Genomic DNA, 19,417 nt, shown 5'->3' with positions numbered 1-19,417 from the left:
GCTGCGGACATCTGCGATGCCGAATAAATGTCTTGCCAAGACAATTACAAGAGCCGGCCATGACTGATCTGTCCCGCATGCAAGGATTCGTCGATCACGCCACCCATACGCTGGAGCGGCGTTTCTTTCGTCCCCCGTTATCCGAAGACCATGTGCCGCGCCCGCGTCTGTGCGAGCGGCTGCGCCAAGGGTTGTCCGGGCGGCTGATCCTGGTCGGCGCGCCCGCCGGGTTCGGCAAGAGTTCGCTGGCAGTGGAGTTCTGCGAATCATTGCCGGCACCATGGCAAAGTGCCTGGCTGGGACTGGGTAGACGAGATGCAGAGCCCGGACGCTTCATGGAGCGGCTGCTGTGTGCGCTGCAGGGCTTTTTTCCGCAGCTCGGTGGCCAGCCGCTGGCCTCGCTGAGGTTGCGCAACGCCCAGGAGCCACAGGCGCTGGAAGCCTGGCTCGATGCCTTGCTCGACGAACTGGCCATGCACCTGGTGCTGAGCCGGCCGCTGCTGCTGGTGCTGGACGACTATCACCTGGTTCAGGGGCCGGTGCTGGATCGCTGTTTGCAAATGCTCCTTGATCATCTGCCAGGCGGGCTGGTATTGCTGGTCACCAGCCGCCAGCGTCCGGACTGGCAGCTGTCTCGGCTGCGCCTGGCGCGGCATATTCTGGAATTCAACGAACAGGATCTGCGCCTGACCTGCGCTGAAGCGCAGGCCTTGCTGGCGCGCCATGCCCTGGTTGCCGATGGCCCGGCCCGGCAGCGATTGATCGAACGCAACGAAGGCTGGGTAGCGGGGCTGCGTTTCTGGTTGCTGGCCACTCAGGGGCATGCCGCACAAGACAGTGAGGCGCTGGTCAGCGAATACCTGCTTGAGGAAGTCATCGACTACCTGCCAGAGCAGGTGCAGGCATTTCTGTATGACACGGCCTGTCTGGAGCGTTTCTGCAGCGGGCTGTGTGACGCCCTGCGTGATCGTGATGACAGCGCCGCGATGCTCGATTACCTGCAACTTCACCAGGTTTTCCTGATACCGCTGGATGAGCAGGGGCAGTGGTTGCGTTACCACCATCTGTTTGCTGATTTTTTGCGCAGCCGCCGCCCGGAGGCCGCCACGCGCCTGCATCTCAATGCCTGCCGCTGGTTCCATGAACACGGCATGCTCGACGAGGCGGTTGAACAGGCACTGCTGGCCGGCGATGCCGATACTGCAGCCAGCCTGGCGCAGCACTTGGCCGAAGAAAAGCTGCTGGCCGAACAGAACGTGGTCATGTTGTTGCGCTGGAAAATGGACTTGCCCGACAGCCTGCTGGCCAGCACGCCGCGCCTGATCGTGCTGTATGCCTGGGCATTGGGGCTGGCTTGCCAGCCTGATGCTGCCGAAGAACTGGCCAGCCATCTGGCGCGTTTTCTGCCGGCGCCTTCGGCCACGGCGCAACAATCAATGCTCGCCCAATGGCTGGCGCTGAGCGGCATCATTGCCCGGGGCAGGGGAGATGCCGATACGGCGCGGCGTTATTGCAGCGAAGCCTTGCTCAGCTTGCCAGAGAGACGCTATGGGCAACGTCTGGTGTGTCTGTCGACGCTGGTCAACCTGGCGATCACCGACGGTGACCTGCTGCGTGCCCGGGCCTTGAGTCGCGATGCGCTGGAGCTGGCGCAGCGGCTCGCCAACCCGTTGTTCGAAGCCTTGGCCTGCCACGACCGTGCGCAGGTTCTACAGGCCCGTGGCGAGATTTTCCGCGCCCTGGAACAGGTGCGCACGGGATTGCAATTGCTCACCAAACTGGATCCTGCGCGACGTTATCCCATTCGTGCCCGCTTGACTCTTTACCATGGCTATCTGCTGAGTCTGTGCCTGCGGACCGATGAGGCCTTCGAGACCTTGCGCAGCGGGTTGGCCGAAGCCCGTGATTGTCGGGACATCAGTGTATTGACCGGTTATTGCACCCTGGCTTCGCTGCTCGGACGCGCCAGGCGCCACGCCGAAGCGTTCGCCGAACTGGCCGAGGTCGAGCGCCTGATGCATGGCTGGGGCGTGCCGCCGGTGCACTATCTGGCGATGATAACCCTGGTCAAATGCGAGCTGTGGCAGGGCCAAGGACGCATTGGCCTGGCCGGCCCGTGGTTGTTACGCCTGAGCCAGACCTACAGTGCCGGGCTGTCGCTGGCCGCGCCTGAATGTCAGCCGCAATTGCCGCTACAGGTCGAGCTGCAGCGTGCTGAACTGGCCAATGGGGAGACTGCCCTGAGCGCCTTGCAGGCGCTCGAGCAACGTGCGGCGGACATCGACGCCCAGTGGCTGGTGCTCAATACCCTGACCAGACGCATGGCGGTGCTGCTTGATCAGGGGCGACAGGAATGTGCCACGCGGTTGCTGGCTCGCAGTCTGGCAATCAGTGAACGTGGCGGGCTACTGGCGTTTGAGCCCTTGATCGAGCGGCACGCGGCGTGGTTACGTCAGCAATTGCACAAGGTGGCGGTCAGCGAGGTCCGTGACACGCTGCTGGAGCACCTGCCTGGCGGGGATAACCCGCAATGCACAACGCTGTCGGGCGAGAGCCTCAGTGCACGTGAGCTGGGTGTTCTACAGTTGATCGCCCAGGGCTTTTCCAATCAGCAGATCAGCGAGCGGTTGTTCATCTCGTTGCACACGGTCAAGAGCCACGCCAGCCATATCAACGGCAAGCTCGGTGTCGAACGACGTACCCAGGCGGTGGCCCGGGCCAAGGCGTTGGGGTTGCTTAGTTGAGCGGCGCCCCGGCCCACAATTCGTTGAATTTCTCGATCCCCCATTCATGGGGGCATTCGAACTTGATGATGCTGTCGGCTTCCTGGCTCTTGCCCAGGTGCACGATGCGGTGCTCCAGCGGCTTGCCGGTGCGCGCCGACATGATCACCTTGACCTTGGGGGTCAGCAGCGACTGTTCGGATTGTTCCATGACCACTGCCAGCCGCCCGCTTTCCAGGCGCACCAGCGCGCCCACCGGGTAGATGCCCACGGTCTTGACGAAGTGCTGGAAGATCTTGTCGTCGAAATGGCCTTTCCAGGTGGCCATTTCACGGATCGCCCGGGCGGCTCCCCAGGCTTTCTTGTAGGGCCGGTCAGAGGTTATGGCGTCGTAGACATCACACACCGCGCCCATTCTGGCGAACAAGCTGATCTCTTCACCCACCAGGCCATGGGGATAGCCGCTGCCGTCGAATTTCTCGTGATGATGCAGGCAGACGTCCATCACTGCACGGGTAACCTGGCAACTGCCTTCAAGGATTTTCAGCCCGGCTTCCGGGTGCGATTTCATCGCCTCGAACTCTTCGCGGGTCAGTTGTCCGGGCTTGTTGAGAATGTCCGGGTTCATCATCATCTTGCCCACGTCATGCATCAGACCGGCAACCCCGGCGTCACGCACCTGGTCTTCGGGCAGGTCCATGCGCCTGGCCAGTGCGACCATCAGGGCGCAGACCGCCACCGAATGCATGTAGGTATATTCATCGGAGTTTTTCAGGCGCGACAGGCTGATCAGCGCATGCGGGTTGCGCATGACCGAGCCGGAAATCTCCTCGATCAGCAGTTCGATATCGTCGGTATTGAGTGCGTGGCCCATCTTGGCTTCGGCAAACATGGACATGACGGCGTTTTTCGCACGTCCGCAAATCAATCTGGCGCGCAGCAGCTCTTTATCGAGGCTGACCGGTGCGACATCCGCATTCTGCACAGGCGAGCAAGTGTCAGGGGCTTTGCCGCGGCAGGTGTCAATCCACACTTCCAGCGTGTCAGAACGCTTGATGCGTTCGAGAACTTCGATATCACGCAGCACAGCCTCGACCTGTCCGATCCAGAACGGATCGTTGGTTCTGGGCCGGCAGAATTCGTGGATATGCATGCCCAGGGCGAGGTCGGATACCAGTATTTTTCTTAGCATGGCTGGTCACCCTTTCTAGGAGGTGGATGCAGCGGTCCGTGCCGGGTCGTTCAGAAAATGGTGTAAAGCAAGAGAGGCGCGTGCGGTTGGCAACCTCACATCTGCCTTGTTCTCAAGACCATAAAATCCGATGGTCGCGTTATGCCAGTATACGGAGCAATTAATGAGTTTGTATGACAATGTTCAGGCGTCAACGCCTTGCTGTATTTGATTTTCTTAGATAAATCAGCTTGTTGTAACGTGCTGGTTTAATGGCGTCAGAGGCTGGCTTAAATTTTTTTTACAAGGTCTTTTGGGTGGCCGTTTTTGCTTCAATCAATGTGCCGTCAGTGCCGCCTGGCCAACCTCGAATGATGCCGTTCGGCCAGGAATTTTCCGCACCTTTTGCGTTCTAAATCGGCAATAAGCGTTCGTTGCAATGTACAAAGAAATGTAAAAAATCAGGAGCACATTGAATGTTGATCACGCCCCGACTGATTATTGCCGCCACTGCCGTTGCCCTGCTGGCCGGCTGCGCCTCGCCCAACCCCTACGATAACCAGGGAGGTTATGGCGGCAATCAAGGCGGTTACGGCAACCAGGAGCAACAGGGTATGAGCCGTACCGCCAAGTATGGCGGGCTCGGCGCCCTCGCAGGCGCTGTGGCAGGTGCTGCCATTGACCATAACAACCGTGGCAAGGGGGCGCTGATCGGTGCGGCGGTGGTCGGTGCCGCTTCGGCCGGCTACGGCTACTACGCAGACCGTCAGGAAGCTGCGCTGCGCGCGCGGATGGCCAATACCGGGGTTGAGGTGCAGCGTCAGGGTGACCAGATCAAGCTGATCATGCCTGGCAACATTACCTTCGCCACCGATTCGGCCGCCATCGCCAGCAGCTTCTATTCGCCGCTTAATAACCTGGCGGGCTCACTCAAGCAGTTCAACCAGAACAATATCGAGATCATCGGTTACACCGACAGCACCGGCAGCCGCCAGCACAACATGGACCTGTCCCAGCAGCGCGCGCAGAGCGTGGCGACTTACCTGACTTCCCAAGGGGTCGATCCGACGCACTTGTCGGTGCGCGGTGCCGGCCCTGACTCACCGATTGCCAGCAATGCCGATGCCAATGGCCGTGCCCAGAACCGCCGGGTCGAGGTCAATCTCAAGCCGATTCCGGGCCAGCAGTACGATCAGTATCAGCAGTAATTGCTGCAGCCTGCCCAGCGCCGAGTGACTTATCGGCGCTGACGGCCTGTGGCGGGGTGCTCGATTGCCAATTGATCCAGCAGCCGGTCTTTCTCTTCCCACAATGCATTGATCCACTGCTGGAAGGCCTGGCGGTAGGCTTGATCCTGATCGTAGCTTTTGCCGATGAACCCGGCCGGGATAGGCACCTCATCGAAATGCGCGACCACCTGACCGACCCGCCCGCACAGCAGGTCCCAGTAGCCAGGTTGGCCATTGGGGTAATAGAGGGTCACGTTGACGATCGACTCAAGTTGTTCGCCCATCGCATCGAGCACAAAGGCGATACCGCCAGCCTTGGGTTTTAGCAGGTGACGAAACGGCGACTGCTGTTCGGCGTGTTTGGCCGGGGTAAAGCGGGTGCCTTCGGCGAAGTTGAAAATGCTTACCGGGTTGTCGCGAAACTTCGCGCAGGTGCGTCGCGTGGTTTCCAGGTCTTTGCCGCGCTTTTCAGGGTGTTTGGCCAGGTAAGCCTTGGAATAGCGCTTCATGAACGGAAAGCCCAGTGCCCACCAGGCAAGACCGATCACCGGCACCCAGATCAGCTCTTGCTTGAGAAAGAACTTCAACGGCCGAATGCGTTTATTAAGCAAGAATTGCAGCACCATGATGTCGACCCAGCTCTGGTGATTGCTGGTCACCAGATAGGAGTGCTGGTAATCCAGACCTTCCAGGCCGCTCAGGTGCCAGCGGGTGCCGGTCAGCAGGCGAATCCAGGCGTTGTTGTTGGCGATCCAGCTTTCCTGGATCAGATTCATGACCCTGTTACTCAAGCGCTGGGCAGCGGCGAACGGCAGGCAGAGCTTGAACACGGTCACCACAAACAGCGGAATACAGCAGGCCAGCGTGTTGAGCGCCAACAGCAGCGCGGCAACAACGCCACGCAAAGGGGCAGGCAGGAAAGCCATGGTAGTGAACAACTCCGGGTATTGAAGATGATGCCGGAGCGTTCCGGCATCACTCGGTGTATCAGGACAATGTGTCGGCCTGAATGGCGGTCAGGGCGATGGTGTGCACAATATCATCGACCTGTGCACCACGCGGCAGGTCATTGACCGGCTTGCGCAGGCCTTGCAGCATCGGCCCCAGCGTCACGCAGTCAGCACTGCGTTGTAAGGCCTTGTAGGTGGTGTTACCGGTGTTGAGATCGGGAAACACAAACACCGTGGCGCGCCCTGCCACCTGGCTATTGGGCGCCAGTTGCCGGGCGTCGTTTTCGTTGGCCGCTGCGTCGTACTGCAACGGGCCGTCGATCAGCAGGCCACGGCGCGCCTCACGGGCCAATTGCGTGGCTTCGCGGACCTTTGCCACTTCTTCATCGTTATCCGCGTGGCCGCTGGAGTAGCTGATCATCGCCACCCGTGGCGCAATGCCAAAGGTTTGCGCCGAGTCGGCGCTTTGCAGGGCGATTTCAGCCAGCGCCTGGGCACTGGGGTGCGGGTTCATGATGCAGTCGCCATAGACCAGCACCTGATCCGGGAACAGCATGAAAAATACCGAAGACACCAGGCTGCAGCCCGGTGCGGTCTTGACCAGTTGCAGGGCCGGGCGAATGGTGTTGGCGGTAGAGTGCACCAGACCCGAGACCAGGCCGTCGACTTCATCGAGGGCCAGCATCATGGTGCCGATCACCACCGGATCTTCCAGTTGCTGCTCGGCCATCGGTGCATTGAGGCTCTTGCTCTTGCGCAGCTCGACCATCGGTTCGACATAACGCTGGCGAATCAGGTCCGGATCAATGATTTCCAGCCCCGCTGGCAGCTCGATACCTTGCGCCTTGGCCACGGCCTGGACTTCAGCGGGCCTTGCCAGCAAGACGCAGCGCGCAATGCCGCGAGCTTGGCAGATGGCCGCCGCCTGGATAATCAGCGGCTCGCTGCCTTCAGGCAATACGATGCGCTTGTTGCTGGCCTGAGCGCGCTGGATCAACTGATAGCGGAATACCGCCGGCGACAGACGCAGTTCCCGTGGCGTGCCGCAGCGCTGATGCAGCCATTCGGCGTCCAGATGGCCGGCCACGAAATCGGTGATGATCTCGGCCCGCTCCCGGTCATCGACAGGAATTTCCTTGTTGAGCTGGTTCAGCCGGTTGGCGGTGTCGTAGGTGCCGGTGCTCACCGACAGCACTGGCAGGCCAGCCTGCAGCGCGCCACGGCACAGTTCCATGATGCGTGGGTCGGGCACGATATCGCTGGTCAGCAGCATGCCGGCCAGCGGTACGCCGTTCATGGTGGCCAGGCTGACGGCCAGGATGATGTCGTCGCGGTCGCCAGGGGTGACCACCAGCACGCCAGGTTTGAGCAAGTGCACCGTGTTGACCACGGTGCGTGCGCAAATGATGATCTTGGCCATGCGCCGCTGCTCATAATCGCCGGCATTGAGCACCTCGGCGCCGAGCAGTTCAGCCACATCGCGGGTACGCGGGGCATTCAGGTCGGCTTGATAAGGAATGCAGCCGAGCAAGCGAAAGTCACCGCTGCGCAGCAAGGGCGAGTGCTCTTTCAAGCGGGCAGCGAAAGCCTCCATGCTTTCTTCGGTGCGCACCTTGTTGAGAATCACGCCTAAAACCTTCGGGTCTTTCGGGCCGCCAAACATCTGGGCCTGCAATTCAACCCGGCCGGACAGTTCGGTCAGCACTTCGTTTTCCGGTGCCGATACCAGTATCACCTCGGCATCCAGGCTTTTGGCCAGATGCAGGTTGACCCGTGCGGCGTAGCTGGCGTGCCGGGTCGGGACCATGCCCTCGACGATCAGTACATCCTTGCCGACTGCGGCCTGTTGATACAGGCGGATGATTTCTTCGAGCAGCTCATCGAGCTGGCCGTCGCCCAGCATGCGCTCGACATACGACAGCGCCAGTGGAGTGGGCGGCTTGAGGCCGTGAGTACGGGCGACCAGTTCGGTGGAGCGTTCCGGGCCGGTGTCGCCAGGGTGTGGCTGGGCGATGGGCTTGAAGAACCCGACTTTGAGCCCGGCGTGTTCCAGGGTCCGGACCAGACCCAGGCTGATGGAGGTCAGTCCCACGCCGAAGTCCGTGGGCGCAATGAAAAAAGTCTGCATGGGGGCTTCCGAATTGAGCAGTGCAAGGGTCCCCGGCACTTATGGCTGCCGGATGATCCCGAAAATACCGACGCTGTCTGTCGCAGCGCTCTAACTGGAGCCAAGACTATCGTCATCGGGGGGGCGTGCGCACCATCCGCAAGCAAACGGCTCGCCGATTTTTTCAGCGCGCAACTGCGGGTCCAGCACCCAGGCACGCGATTGCCATGGCGGCTGATGGCGCATGTGTTGGGTATGGCCACAAGCCAGGATCGCGACCCAGTTACCTTCTTCATCCTGGCGCCAGCCGGTCAGGATTGTCAGTACCGGTGTCGTGTTCATAAACCCTCCTGTCGGTGTTGCGTTAGCTTTCAGGGCATGGCTTGGTTAGACTTGGGCGTTCATCCATATCAAGCAAAGGTCTTGCACTCATGCCTATCGCTGCCCAAAAGGCTGTCTCCATCGACTATACCCTGACCAACGACGCTGGTGAGGTCATCGACAGCTCGTCCGGCGGCGCGCCGCTGGTCTACCTGCACGGTGCCGGCAACATCATTCCAGGCCTGGAAAAAGCGCTGGAAGGCAAAGATGTAGGCGACGAGCTGAGCGTCTCCATCGAGCCTGAAGACGCTTACGGCGAGTTCTCTGCCGAGCTGATCAGCACCCTGAGCCGCAGCATGTTCGAAGGTGTCGACCAACTGGAAGTTGGCATGCAGTTCCACGCTTCCGGCCCGGACGGCAGCATGCAGATCGTCACCATCCGTGATCTGGACGGCGACGACGTGACGGTCGACGGCAACCACCCGCTGGCCGGTCAGCGCCTGAACTTCAAGGTCAAGGTCATCAATATTCGTGATGCCAGCCAGGAAGAACTGGCCCACGGCCATATTCATGGCGAAGGTGGCCATCACCACTGATTTGGGCTGCTAAGCTCAGATAACCGCAAGGGCGTCCCGGCAGTTCTGCGCGTTGTGCAGCCTGCGGGCCGCCCTTTTTTGCGGGTATGGCTTGAAGGGGGGTTCCATCCATGAGTGCTTTTCACGACATCACCCTGACCGGGCTCGACGGGCAGGCTCTGCCTCTGGCGCCGTTCAAGGACAAGGTGGTACTGGTGGTCAACGTGGCCTCCAAATGTGGCCTGACACCTCAGTACGCAGCGCTTGAAACGCTCTATCAGCACTATAAAGACCAAGGCTTCAGCGTGTTGGGCCTGCCGTGCAACCAGTTCGCCGGGCAGGAGCCAGGCACCCACGCCGAGATCCAGTCGTTCTGCCAGCTCAATTACGGCGTGACCTTCCCGCTGGGTGAGAAGCTTGAGGTCAACGGCGCGCATCGTCATTCGCTGTACCGTCTGCTGGCCGGCGAAGGAGCGGAGTTTCCCGGTGACATCACCTGGAATTTCGAGAAATTTCTGGTCAATGGCAAAGGCGCGGTGGTCGCGCGGTTTTCGCCGCGCACTGCGCCGGATGATCAGGCTGTCATTCAGGCGATCGAGAAGGCCCTGGCCTGAGTCCGCGCTCAATGGCCCGCGCCCTCAAGGCACGGGCTTTACCGGCACTGCACTGTCTTGCGCGCAGGCATTCAACAACTGCCCTTCGAACTGATCAATGATGCTGTTCCAGCCCTGGCGGCTGGCGTGCTGCCTGGCGTTAAGCCGCACCCGGCGCAGGGTTTCACTGTCTTCGAGCAGCCAGCAGGCGGCATCGACGAAAGCATCCTCGTCGCCCGGCATGGCCAGCGCACCGTTATGTCCATGACGAATGTGCTGACCGGCTGCCGCTTCGTCATAAGCCACCACCGCCAGTCCTGACGCCAGCGCCTCAAGCACCACATTGCCAAACGTCTCGGTCAGGCTGGGAAACAGAAACATGTCGCCGCAAGCGAAATGCTCGGCCAGCGCTTCTCCGCGTTGCGCCCCACAGAAAATGGCCTCAGGCAGTTCGCGTTGCAGCCACTGACGCTGTGGGCCATCACCGACGATCACCAGACGCAGCGTGTACTGCGGATAATTCTGGCTCAGCGCCTCAAAGCAGGTCTTGAGCAAACCGAGGTTTTTTTCCGCTGCCAGCCGACCGACGTGCAGCACGGCGATTGCATCTTCTTCAAGGCCCCATTCGGCGCGCAAGGCGGCCGAACGCCGCGACGGGTTGAACAATTGGCTGTCCACGCCACGCGACAATAGCTCGACCCGCTCGAAGCCACGGCGTTGCAACTCCAGGCGCTGGCTGACGCTGGGGGCCAGGGTGAAGTGCGAACGGTTGTGGAACCAGCGCAGGTAATGCGTCAGCGCCCGGGTAATGAAGCTCATGCCGTACTGTTGGGTGTATTGCGCAAAGTTGGTGTGGAAACCGCTGACCACCGCGATACCCAGCCGCCTTGCCGCGCGCAATGCAGACAGCCCCAAAGGACCCTCGGTGGCGATGTACAGCACGTCTGGCCGTTTGCGCTGCCAACGGCGTAACAGCTTGTGCATCGAGGCCTGGCCCCATTGCAGCCCCGGATAACCCGGAATCGGCCAGCCACGGCAGAGCATCAGCTCATCAGGCTCGGCAGGTGCCGGCTCGTGACCCTGACGGGGCCGGACCAGTTCGACCTTGTGACCGCGCAGACGCAAACCTTCACACAGCCGCCCGAGGGTATTGGCCACGCCATTGATTTCGGGAGCATAGGTTTCGGTGACCAGGGTGACATGCAGGAATGTGCTCATTACCTCAGTGTTGACCTGAGCGGTTGCGTTTGTGTGAGGTTTTTGTGGTGGTTTTATGACGGGCAGGGTGAGAGGTATGCGCCCGTCAAATTTCTTGAAGACGGCAGCAGGACTACATAAAACTTTTCAAGCGCTGAAGATGTTGTAGGACGTTTCTGTGAGTTTCAGTTAGGGATTTTGGGGGGCGTGAAAGCTATTCTGAATAGCGTTGTATTATCGAATAATTGGCTTGATTAAAAAGTGTGGAGCTCTGGCAACACCCAGAGCCCCATTATTCACCAATTGGCCATGTCACGGATATCGTTGAGACAGCACATTGTTGAAGTTCAGGTTTTTTCCAGAGTTCTGATGGCAGGCGTGCCTTTCATGAGTTCATTCTGCTGCCTTGATTGCTCGTCGGTCATTGTCCCTCAAGGTTGCGCCCTTCAACTTATAGTGTTTCAGAATTGAGTGGGCGTGAATGAGGCGGTCAGAACCGGCGGTTGTGGAAAAGAACATGGAAAAGATCCTCTTGCGATGTGCGTCAAACAAACCAGGGTGGTGCATCGCTAGTTTTTGAGCACTCGCCCTTTGCCAGGGATACGCTCCAATGCCGCTGGCGCCGGTACAAAGTTGTCGTCCTGCACGACCGACCCTTGTTGTTGCACATTCTTGTTCTGCATGAAGGTCGCCGGGCGCATTAGCTGAAGAGGTATGAGCGTAGCGGCGGCAGGTTCTGGCGGTGGCTTGGGGGCGTCGTTACTGGCATTTTTCAGGATCTGGCTGAATCGGCCTGCGCGTGATGACGGAACGCTCTCAAGCGCTGCGGGCGCACGGGTGTAGCCGGATGAATTCGAAATGGATAAATCAGTTGTCATGGTCAGTTCCTCTTCTGTGGACACGATAGTGAAGAGCAAACTGAATGCCAGGTTTATGCTGTCGCGGCGATGGGGCTATAAATAAAGAGTGGGAAGTGCGCTGGTTGGTCTGGTTGGGAATATTCTTACATGTCTTTGGTGTTTTTCTGATGGCAACTATTTGCCAGTGCTGGAGATCGATTGCCGCTATTAATTACGCGTTGCCGGAAAATCGAATTGTTCCCCAAGCAATGTAAGAATGTTCCTGGATTTGTGGGGCGATAGGCGGTTGCCGAAGCGAAAACCGCCTTGCCTACAGCGTTATGCTTGCCAGTTGGCCATGTCCTGAAAACTTTTGGGCAAACTGCTATTTAATGCGACCAGCTTTTCAACAATTTCGAGTGCGGAAGTGCCTTTGGCTTTTTCCGAGTTGTAGAGGTCGGTACGCAGTTTCAATGAATCAGCCGAGAGTTTCTGGAAGTAGGCGTTGGACTCATCTGTCACCAACTGCCCTGAGACCGAATAGCGAATCACCGGCCAGCTGGAAATGTTCAGCAGTGGATCTTTCATGGAGTCGTTGACCAGTGAATATGCGGTTTCTTCGGCTTTGTCCGGGGATTGCCTGGCCATTTTTACGTACATGTTTTCAGATTTGACACTGTCAGTTGGCTTGTCTGTCGGCAGGGCGGCTTGTGCTTGCACAGCCTGGACATTGAATTGTTGCGTATCAGCCTCGGATTTTCTTGTCGGGTTTTGCTGGCCGGTGAGCGCGGCAATGGGTGAAGTGGCATCAATGCGCATGTTCTGTCCTCAATGGTTGTGGGCGCGCCGGGTGTGACCAGGAGGCGGCTGACGATGACAGCACGTAACGCCGCCGTGGCAATCTGGTTCCCTGCGCCGGATCCCTTGAGCAAGACCGATGCCATAGTGGCGTAAGAGGGCTGGGGCCCTGTAAAGCTGCCGGGCAGCGGGTGATCACCCCTGTGCTGCCCGGCAACAATCTGCCTTTAACGGCCAGTATTAGCCTGTGACAAACCTGCCTCGGCCCGCTCCCGGACCCAGAACAACGTCGCCCCGGCCACCGCTGCCGGCATCATGAAAATATTGACGAACGGGATCAGCAACGCGGCATACACCGTGCCGCCAAAACTCAAACAGGCCCAGCGTTTGCTGCGCAGCCAGGCGAGCATGTCCTGCCAGCTCATTTTGTTGTTGTCGGCGGGATAGTCGATGTATTGGATTGCCATCATCCATACACCGAACAACAGCCACAGCGGGGTCGCGATCAGGTTGACCACCGGAATGAACGACAGGATGAACAGCCCTATAACCCGCGGCAACATGTAACCCAGCTTGCGAGCTTCACGAGCCAGAGTGCGGGGAATCATGGCGGCCAGTTCACCCCAACTGAACGGTGGTGAGGTGTCTTCACCGCGCACCACGGCCTCGACCTTTTCCGACAGAAAACCGTTGAACGGTGCGGCAATGATGTTGGCCAGCATGGTGAAGGTGAAGAACACCATCAATAGCACCAGCAACACGAACAGCGGCCACAGGATGTAGCTCAGAAAGCTCAGCCAGTCCGGCAGGGTCGGCATGAAGGTGTCCACCCACATGCCGAACTGATGCACCGCCAGGTACACCAGGCCCCCGAACAGCAGCAGGTTGATGCTCAAGGGCAGCAGGACAAACAGGCGCAGGCCAGGACTGAGGATCAGTTTCAGGCCTTCGGCGAGGTATTGCGGGCCGGTGAGGGCGGGTGCGGGCATGACAGCCTCCGAATCAGGGTCTGCGGCGACCTTACCGGCTTTGTGGCAGTGGTTAAAGAGGCTGGCCAGCCTGTGTGTCCGGCATGGCCCGGATTCGCCGCTACGACGTAGCAGGGGTTAAAGTAATGGCCTCGGTACTTTTCTGAATAGGAGAAGTCTATGAGGTGGATTGTGAAACGAAATTTCCTTAATCTTCGCCACCCCGATAGGCTGATGACCAATTTCCTCACCTATCCTTTTCCATTTCTGACTGGAGTCATCCATGAGCGTACTGGTAAACAAGCAAGCCCCTGATTTCGATGCCGCAGCAGTGCTGGGCGACGGTTCGATCGTCGACAGCTTCAAGCTGTCTTCGCTGCGTGGCAAATACGTGGTGCTGTTCTTCTGGCCGCTGGACTTCACCTTCGTTTGCCCTTCGGAAATCATTGCCCACAACAACCGCATTGCGCGCTTTCGCGAGCTGGGTGTTGAAGTGGTCGGCGTTTCCATCGACTCGCAGTTCACTCACCACGCCTGGCGCAGCACGCCGGTCGAGAAGGGCGGCATTGGCGAAGTCGAGTTCACCATGGTCGCTGACGTCAAGCACGAGATCACTCGCGCCTACGGCATCGAGCACGACGCTGGCGTGGCCCTGCGCGCTTCGTTCCTGATCGACAAGTCCGGTGTGGTTCAGCACCAGGTGGTCAACAACCTGCCACTGGGCCGTGACGTCGACGAAATGGTCCGTCTGGTCGAAGCCCTGCAGTTCACCGAAGAGCACGGCGAAGTTTGCCCGGCCGGCTGGCGCCCAGGCCAGAAAGGCATGAAAGCAGACGCCCAGGGCGTTGCTGATTACCTGGCTTCGAACGCCAAAGGCCTGTAAGGCCCTCTGGCCGTGACCCCGGTTGCGGCCAACCGAATTCAGGGGCAGCGCATGCGTTGCGGGGCCCCACCCGTTCAATCGTTGCAACTCCGGCGTTAGTGGCCGGTCGACAGGAGTGTGTCATGTCCGATGTCCGTCATTCCCGAGTGATTATCCTCGGCTCCGGCCCTGCCGGTTACAGTGCTGCGGTCTACGCCGCCCGTGCCAACCTCAAGCCGCTGCTGATCACCGGCATGCAGGCAGGCGGTCAGCTGACCACCACCACTGAAGTCGACAACTGGCCGGGCGACCCCCACGGCCTGACCGGCCCGGCGCTGATGGAGCGTATGCGTGAGCACGCCGAGCGCTTCGAGACCGAGATCGTCTTCGACCACATCAACTCTGTGGACCTGGCCGGCAAACCGTTCAGCCTCAAGGGCGACAGCGGCACCTATACCTGCGACGCGCTGATCATCGCCACCGGTGCCAGCGCCCGCTACCTGGGCCTGCCGTCCGAAGAAGCATTCATGGGCAAGGGCGTTTCGGCCTGTGCGACCTGTGATGGTTTCTTCTACCGCAACAAGCCTGTGGCGGTGGTCGGCGGTGGCAATACCGCTGTGGAAGAAGCCCTGTACCTGGCCAACATCGCCAGCAAGGTCACGCTGGTACACCGCCGCGATACCTTCCGCGCTGAGAAGATTCTGATCGACAAGCTGCACGCCCGCGTCGCCGAGGGCAAGATCGAACTCAAGCTCAACGCGACCCTGGACGAAGTGCTGGGCGACAACATGGGCGTGACCGGTGCGCGCTTGAAGAACAACGACGGCAGTCAGGAAGATGTGAAGGTTGACGGTGTGTTCATCGCCATCGGCCACACACCGAACACCTCGCTGTTCGAAGGCCAACTGGCGCTCAAGGACGGCTACATGGTGGTTAATGGCGGCCGTGAAGGCAATGCCACGGCGACCAGTGTCGAGGGTGTGTTCGCGGCGGGCGACGTGGCTGACCACGTGTACCGTCAGGCGATCACCTCGGCCGGTGCCGGCTGCATGGCGGCCCTGGACGTCGAACGCTACCTGGACGGCCTGGCCAACGCCTCGTTCTGATTGCGTCTGACCCACAAAAAAACCGGCTTCGATAGCCGGTTTTTTTGTGCCTTGCGCGCCCGTAAGAGCCGCTTCAGCGGCGCAGATCAGGCTTTGCGCTTGAGCGGTTCGGCTTCGAACTTCACGCCGGCCAGGCCATGGGCAATCAGGGCGCGAATATTGCCGTGGTCGCTGCCTTCAGGAGTGGCCTGTACCGAGCGATAGTGTTCGCCGAAGGCCAGCAGGGCTTCTTCGTCGCTCAGCCCTTCAAGCAGGGCCAGGCCCAGGGTCTTGCACGAACCCTCGTTCTGCCCGGCAACGTTTTCCACCTCGCCATTGCGGAAGGCCTGTGGCTGGTAGTCGTAGCCTTCGGCAATGAATGCCAGGGTCTCTGCGAATGCGTGTTGGCCGCTGCGCAGGCTGGCGCGCAGGGTGTTCAGATCAGTCATGCTTGGGTTCCTTGAAGGCCGCAAGTTGCTCGGCACTGGCTTGTTTCTGGTAAAGCGATTTCCACTCGTTGTACGGCATGCCGTAGACCACCTCGCGGGCGTCGTCGAGGCTGACCTCGATGCTGCGCTCGTCAGCGGCGGCCTTGTACCACTTCGACAGGCAGTTGCGGCAAAAACCCGAGAGGTTCATCAGGTCGATGTTCTGCACGTCCTTGCGGCTGTCCAGATGGGCAACCAGGCGGCGGAAGGCGGCCGCTTCGAGTTCCAGGCGTTGCTGTTCGGTCAATTGTGGCTCGGTCATGATGGGCTCCGTTGAAGCGCGCGATGATATCAGCGCTGGCCAGAGAGGGTGATCGACACCGACTCGGCAAAACGCAGGGCGTGAGGTTTGTCGACTTCAACCTCGGCGTAGGTCACCGCTTCATTACTCATCACCAGATCCAGGACTTCCTGGGTCAGGCGTTCGAGCAGGGCGAAGCGATTGCCTTCGACGTGCTGGATGATTGCCTTGGTGATGGTGCGGTAATTCAGCGCGTGATCGATGTCGTTGTCGCGCACCGCTTGCTGGGCCGGGTAGCAGATCGTCAGGTTGATCAGCACGTCCTGCTTGTTGAGAATCTCGTCTTCGTTGATGCCGATGAATGTGCGCAGGCGCAGGTCCTTGACCCGGATGCGCGCGGTGCCTGGTTCCAGTTTCGCCATCAGCCCTTGCTCCGTCCGATCAGTTGCAGAAACTCCATGCGCGTGGTGCTCGACTCACGGAATGCACCGAGCATGACTGAAGTGTTCATCAGTGAATTCTGTTTCTCGACACCGCGCATCATCATGCACATGTGCTGCGCTTCGACCACCACCGCCACACCGGCGGCCTGGGTGACGCTCTGGATGGCTTCGGCGATTTGTCGGGTCAGGTTTTCCTGGATCTGCAGGCGGCGGGCGAACATATCCACCACCCGGGCGATCTTCGACAGGCCCAGGACCTTGCCGGTGGGAATATAGGCCACATGAGCTTTGCCGATGAAGGGCAGCAGGTGGTGTTCACACAACGAGTACAGCTCGATGTCCTTGACGATCACCATCTCGTCGTTGTCCGAGGCAAACAGCGCGCCATTGATGATTTCGTCCAGGCTCTGATTGTAGCCGTGGCAGAGGTACTGCATGGCCTTGGCGGCCCGCTTGGGGGTATCGAGCAGGCCTTCACGCTGCGGATCTTCGCCCAGGCCCACGAGAATGTCTCGGTACTGCTGTGACAGGGGTTCGCTCATTTCAGGGTCCTCGGGGCGGCTTACTTGAGATGCCGTCCGCCGTTTACGGTCAGGGTGGTGCCGGTCACGTAGGGCGTGTCGAGCAGGTAGCGCAGGCTCTGATAGATCACCTCCGGGCCAGGCTCGATGCCCAGGGCCGACTTGGCCAGGGTCTGGGCGCGGTATGCCGCGTCGTCATCGGGTTGGAACATCAGCAGCGCCGGGGCAATGCCGTTGACCTTGATCTGCGGCGCCAGGCGCGCGGCGAACGACAGGGTCAGGCTTTCCAGGCCAGCCTTGCTGGCACAGTAAGCGGTGTGCTTGCTGCTGCCCTTGCGGGTCACGTCATCGCTGATATGCACGATGTCGGCGACCGCACTGCGTTGCAAAAGCCTGGCCCCATGCAGGTTGATCAGGTAGGGCGCAAGCATGTGAATGTTGAACATCCGGGTGAAGACCTCGGCCTCGTCCCCCGGTGTTTCGGCCAGCCACTCTGAAGCGTTATGCACAATGGCCCGCAGGCAGTCGGTGTGCTGCTTCAGGGTGTCGATAAACGCCATGATGCCGGTCTGCGACGAAAAATCGGCGTGCAGGGTAACAGCCCCTGCCGCACGCAACTGCTCGACTGCAGGTCGTGGCGTTCTGTAACTGATGATCACCGCCTGACCTTCTTCGAGCAGGCGCTGCGCACAGTGCAGGCCGACGCGCTGGCTGGCGCCGGTGATCAGTATCGGTGCAGTGGAGGCCATGGACAGCTCACGGAGTCAGATCTGCGCAGCAGGATGAGATACAAGGATCACATCTGCGTACAGGTTGGAAACTGGTGTAACGAGCGAAGTTATACCAATGCCGTGCGCTGTACAACCTGCGGGGCAGGCTTGCACGTCCTGGAGGGCTGTGCCGGCTCCAGGCGTGGTGGGTGGTCTCTCAGTGCGGAGCCGTCGATCCGGCGCGATTGCTGCGCTGCGGGCTGTCATTGAGCCAGCTGGACAGCAGGCGGGTCGACAGTGGAATGAACAGATAGACCATTAACGGTGTAAGCATCAGGGTGCTGAGCATGATGCGTGGCATCAGTTCAAGCTGGCTCAGCAGCGGTCCGAGAACATAATTGAACAGCAGCGACACTGGGAAAAATGCCAGCCAGATGGCCACGGCCTGTTTCCAGCGCGGCGGGCGTGTACCGGCGCTGCCAAACCAGCCGGCGATACCGTTGGCGCGCTGCTCCGATGGACTGTCGAACAGGCCGCTGCCGCGCACCAACCAGGCGCGTCGTGACGCAGAATGCTCCCAGGCGTGCATGGTCTGCGCGTCGGTGAAGCGGAATATCATCTGAAATTGATCATCGCCCGGTGGCGGTGCCAACACCCCAGAGCCGAGGTAACCGGGAAAATCAGTGGCCAGGCGTTCGCCTTCATGCAGCCAGGCGATTAACTCCTGATAGCGACCGTGGGTCACACGGCGGGCCACCATCAAGGTGACGGGAGCAGTAGACATTGTGTATCTCCAATAGATGCATGAGCCTCCCGGGTAGGGACGCGCACAAGTCATGGCTCCGGGGTGGTGGAACCGCGACGGCTTCGCTTGAAAGCAAGCAAGGATTATTCCTGAATTTGCAAAACAATCCAGAGGGAGTTTGGGTCGGCTGAGTTCGCGCCCAAGGTATGTTCAGGCGTGCAGGTCGGGATTGGCCTTGCGATGCTCATGAAGCATGTACTGGCGCAGGCGCTCGGCATGCAACGGATTGCTCTGGCTCAGCCGATAGGCTGCCATGCCATTTTCGGTCAGGCGTTCGAAACGGCCGCGCAACGGTATCGGCTCGTAATCATCAGGGGCGAACCAGGCTGAAAAACGCTGGGGGAAATCACCGGGGCGGCGCTGCTCCAGTAATACGCCTTTAAAGGATATTTCGTGTATCCACAGGGCCGTCAGCGCACCATCCTCGGTTTCCAGCGGCTGTGGTTTGGGCAATATCAGACGCCATGGGCGAATCTGCGGGCCTTCTTCGTAGATACTCGGCGTGCCCAGCTCAAGGTGCAAGGCATGGAACTCGTCTTCCACAAGATGAAGCGGGAAGGTCATCTGCTGGTTATTGAACTGCGCCTGGATGGTCACCTGCTCGCTCGCCGCCAAGCGCGCCAACAGTTCCTGAATCTGGGCACCACCGTTCATCATCAAATTGCGCGTGTTGTCACGCACATTGAGTTTCGGGTTGTGCTGCATGTCCAGGATGAAATCCAGTTCATCCTGCGTCAGTAAGGCGTCAGGGTTCATATCGAAGCTCGGACGAGTCCGCAATTGTGTAAGGA

20 protein-coding genes and 1 pseudogene are annotated in these 19,417 nt (G+C 59.8%); 6 read left to right on the top strand and 15 right to left on the bottom strand.

What is annotated here, in order from left to right; translation table 11 throughout:
• Positions 1-59: 59 nt before the first annotated feature.
• The gene (locus PSCI_RS03965; RefSeq protein ID WP_045483098.1) at positions 60-2,744 is read left to right on the top strand and encodes a LuxR C-terminal-related transcriptional regulator; all 2,685 of its coding nucleotides are present in this window, start codon (positions 60-62) and stop codon (positions 2,742-2,744) included.
• Here PSCI_RS03965 and PSCI_RS03960 read toward each other — a convergent pair.
• On the bottom strand, positions 2,737-3,915 hold the full coding sequence (locus PSCI_RS03960; protein WP_045483095.1) for an HD-GYP domain-containing protein: 1,179 nt from the start codon (positions 3,913-3,915) through the stop codon (positions 2,737-2,739). The genes PSCI_RS03965 and PSCI_RS03960 overlap by 8 nt on opposite strands.
• A 455-nt stretch (positions 3,916-4,370) precedes the next feature.
• On the opposite strand from PSCI_RS03960, the gene PSCI_RS03955 reads away from it, so the two are divergent.
• The gene (locus tag PSCI_RS03955) at positions 4,371-5,102 is read left to right on the top strand and encodes an OmpA family protein (protein ID WP_045483092.1); all 732 of its coding nucleotides are present in this window, start codon (positions 4,371-4,373) and stop codon (positions 5,100-5,102) included.
• Between the two features lie 29 nt (positions 5,103-5,131).
• Here the strand turns inward: PSCI_RS03955 and PSCI_RS03950 are convergent, their stop codons facing one another.
• The 3 genes and pseudogenes from PSCI_RS03950 to PSCI_RS03940 form a co-directional block, all read right to left on the bottom strand.
• Positions 5,132-6,049 carry an acyltransferase gene (locus tag PSCI_RS03950; protein WP_045483090.1) on the bottom strand — a complete coding sequence of 306 codons (918 nt, stop codon included), beginning with the start codon at positions 6,047-6,049 and terminating at the stop codon, positions 5,132-5,134.
• Positions 6,050-6,110: 61 nt separating this feature from the next.
• Positions 6,111-8,201 (bottom strand): phosphate acetyltransferase, encoded by a 2,091-nt coding sequence (gene pta, locus PSCI_RS03945; RefSeq protein ID WP_045483087.1) that lies wholly within the window; start codon positions 8,199-8,201, stop codon positions 6,111-6,113.
• 90 nt (positions 8,202-8,291) lie between these two features.
• A pseudogene (locus PSCI_RS03940) lies at positions 8,292-8,643 on the bottom strand (DUF3565 domain-containing protein).
• On the opposite strand from PSCI_RS03940, the gene PSCI_RS03935 reads away from it, so the two are divergent.
• Together PSCI_RS03935 and PSCI_RS03930 are read left to right on the top strand one after the other, a co-directional pair.
• Complete coding sequence (locus tag PSCI_RS03935) at positions 8,612-9,097, top strand: FKBP-type peptidyl-prolyl cis-trans isomerase (protein ID WP_045483084.1); 486 nt, start codon at positions 8,612-8,614, stop codon at positions 9,095-9,097. The pseudogene PSCI_RS03940 and the gene PSCI_RS03935 overlap by 32 nt on opposite strands.
• A gap of 110 nt (positions 9,098-9,207) precedes the next feature.
• Positions 9,208-9,690, top strand: coding sequence for a glutathione peroxidase (locus tag PSCI_RS03930; RefSeq protein WP_045483081.1), 483 nt, complete (start codon positions 9,208-9,210; stop codon positions 9,688-9,690).
• Positions 9,691-9,714: 24 nt separating this feature from the next.
• On the opposite strand, the gene PSCI_RS03925 is transcribed toward PSCI_RS03930, so the two are convergent.
• The 4 genes from PSCI_RS03925 to cysZ all read right to left on the bottom strand — a co-directional run bounded on the left by PSCI_RS03925 (position 9,715) and on the right by cysZ (position 13,492).
• Positions 9,715-10,887 carry a glycosyltransferase family 4 protein gene (locus PSCI_RS03925; protein WP_045483078.1) on the bottom strand — a complete coding sequence of 391 codons (1,173 nt, stop codon included), beginning with the start codon at positions 10,885-10,887 and terminating at the stop codon, positions 9,715-9,717.
• A gap of 548 nt (positions 10,888-11,435) precedes the next feature.
• Positions 11,436-11,783: a hypothetical protein gene (locus PSCI_RS28935; protein WP_144403190.1), complete on the bottom strand. Its 348-nt coding sequence runs from the start codon at positions 11,781-11,783 to the stop codon at positions 11,436-11,438.
• Positions 11,784-12,044: 261 nt separating this feature from the next.
• Positions 12,045-12,524, bottom strand: coding sequence for a hypothetical protein (locus tag PSCI_RS28155; RefSeq protein ID WP_052483347.1), 480 nt, complete (start codon positions 12,522-12,524; stop codon positions 12,045-12,047).
• Between the two features lie 206 nt (positions 12,525-12,730).
• A complete protein-coding gene (gene cysZ, locus PSCI_RS03915) occupies positions 12,731-13,492 on the bottom strand; it encodes a sulfate transporter CysZ (protein WP_045483075.1) in 762 nt (253 codons plus the stop codon).
• 262 nt (positions 13,493-13,754) lie between these two features.
• Here cysZ and PSCI_RS03910 point away from each other — a divergent pair, with 262 nt between their 5' ends.
• On the top strand, positions 13,755-14,354 hold the full coding sequence (locus PSCI_RS03910; protein WP_045483072.1) for a peroxiredoxin: 600 nt from the start codon (positions 13,755-13,757) through the stop codon (positions 14,352-14,354).
• A 122-nt stretch (positions 14,355-14,476) separates the two neighbouring features.
• Positions 14,477-15,439 (top strand): thioredoxin-disulfide reductase, encoded by a 963-nt coding sequence (gene trxB / locus PSCI_RS03905; RefSeq protein ID WP_045483069.1) that lies wholly within the window; start codon positions 14,477-14,479, stop codon positions 15,437-15,439.
• 86 nt (positions 15,440-15,525) lie between these two features.
• Here trxB and PSCI_RS03900 read toward each other — a convergent pair whose 3' ends face one another.
• From PSCI_RS03900 to PSCI_RS03870, 7 genes are all read right to left on the bottom strand, one after another.
• Entirely contained in the window at positions 15,526-15,867 is a 342-nt protein-coding gene (locus PSCI_RS03900; protein ID WP_045483066.1) for a HopJ type III effector protein, read from the bottom strand.
• Positions 15,860-16,168: a DUF1244 domain-containing protein gene (locus tag PSCI_RS03895; protein WP_373568499.1), complete on the bottom strand. Its 309-nt coding sequence runs from the start codon at positions 16,166-16,168 to the stop codon at positions 15,860-15,862. The genes PSCI_RS03900 and PSCI_RS03895 overlap by 8 nt, the downstream gene beginning before the upstream one ends.
• 29 nt (positions 16,169-16,197) lie before the next feature.
• The gene (folX, locus tag PSCI_RS03890; RefSeq protein WP_045483063.1) at positions 16,198-16,569 is read right to left on the bottom strand and encodes a dihydroneopterin triphosphate 2'-epimerase; all 372 of its coding nucleotides are present in this window, start codon (positions 16,567-16,569) and stop codon (positions 16,198-16,200) included.
• The gene (gene folE / locus PSCI_RS03885) at positions 16,569-17,132 is read right to left on the bottom strand and encodes a GTP cyclohydrolase I FolE (RefSeq protein WP_045483060.1); all 564 of its coding nucleotides are present in this window, start codon (positions 17,130-17,132) and stop codon (positions 16,569-16,571) included. The genes folX and folE overlap by 1 nt, the downstream gene beginning before the upstream one ends.
• Before the next feature lie 20 nt (positions 17,133-17,152).
• Positions 17,153-17,860, bottom strand: coding sequence for a dihydromonapterin reductase (gene folM, locus PSCI_RS03880; RefSeq protein ID WP_045483056.1), 708 nt, complete (start codon positions 17,858-17,860; stop codon positions 17,153-17,155).
• A 178-nt stretch (positions 17,861-18,038) separates the two neighbouring features.
• Positions 18,039-18,605: an antibiotic biosynthesis monooxygenase gene (locus PSCI_RS03875; protein ID WP_045483054.1), complete on the bottom strand. Its 567-nt coding sequence runs from the start codon at positions 18,603-18,605 to the stop codon at positions 18,039-18,041.
• 171 nt (positions 18,606-18,776) lie between these two features.
• Positions 18,777-19,382 carry a hypothetical protein gene (locus PSCI_RS03870; RefSeq protein WP_045483051.1) on the bottom strand — a complete coding sequence of 202 codons (606 nt, stop codon included), beginning with the start codon at positions 19,380-19,382 and terminating at the stop codon, positions 18,777-18,779.
• Between the last annotated feature and the right edge of the window lie 35 nt (positions 19,383-19,417).

Source organism: Pseudomonas sp. StFLB209 (genome assembly GCF_000829415.1).
GTDB lineage: Bacteria > Pseudomonadota > Gammaproteobacteria > Pseudomonadales > Pseudomonadaceae > Aquipseudomonas.
This window is presented reverse-complemented; position numbering and strand designations above follow the sequence as displayed.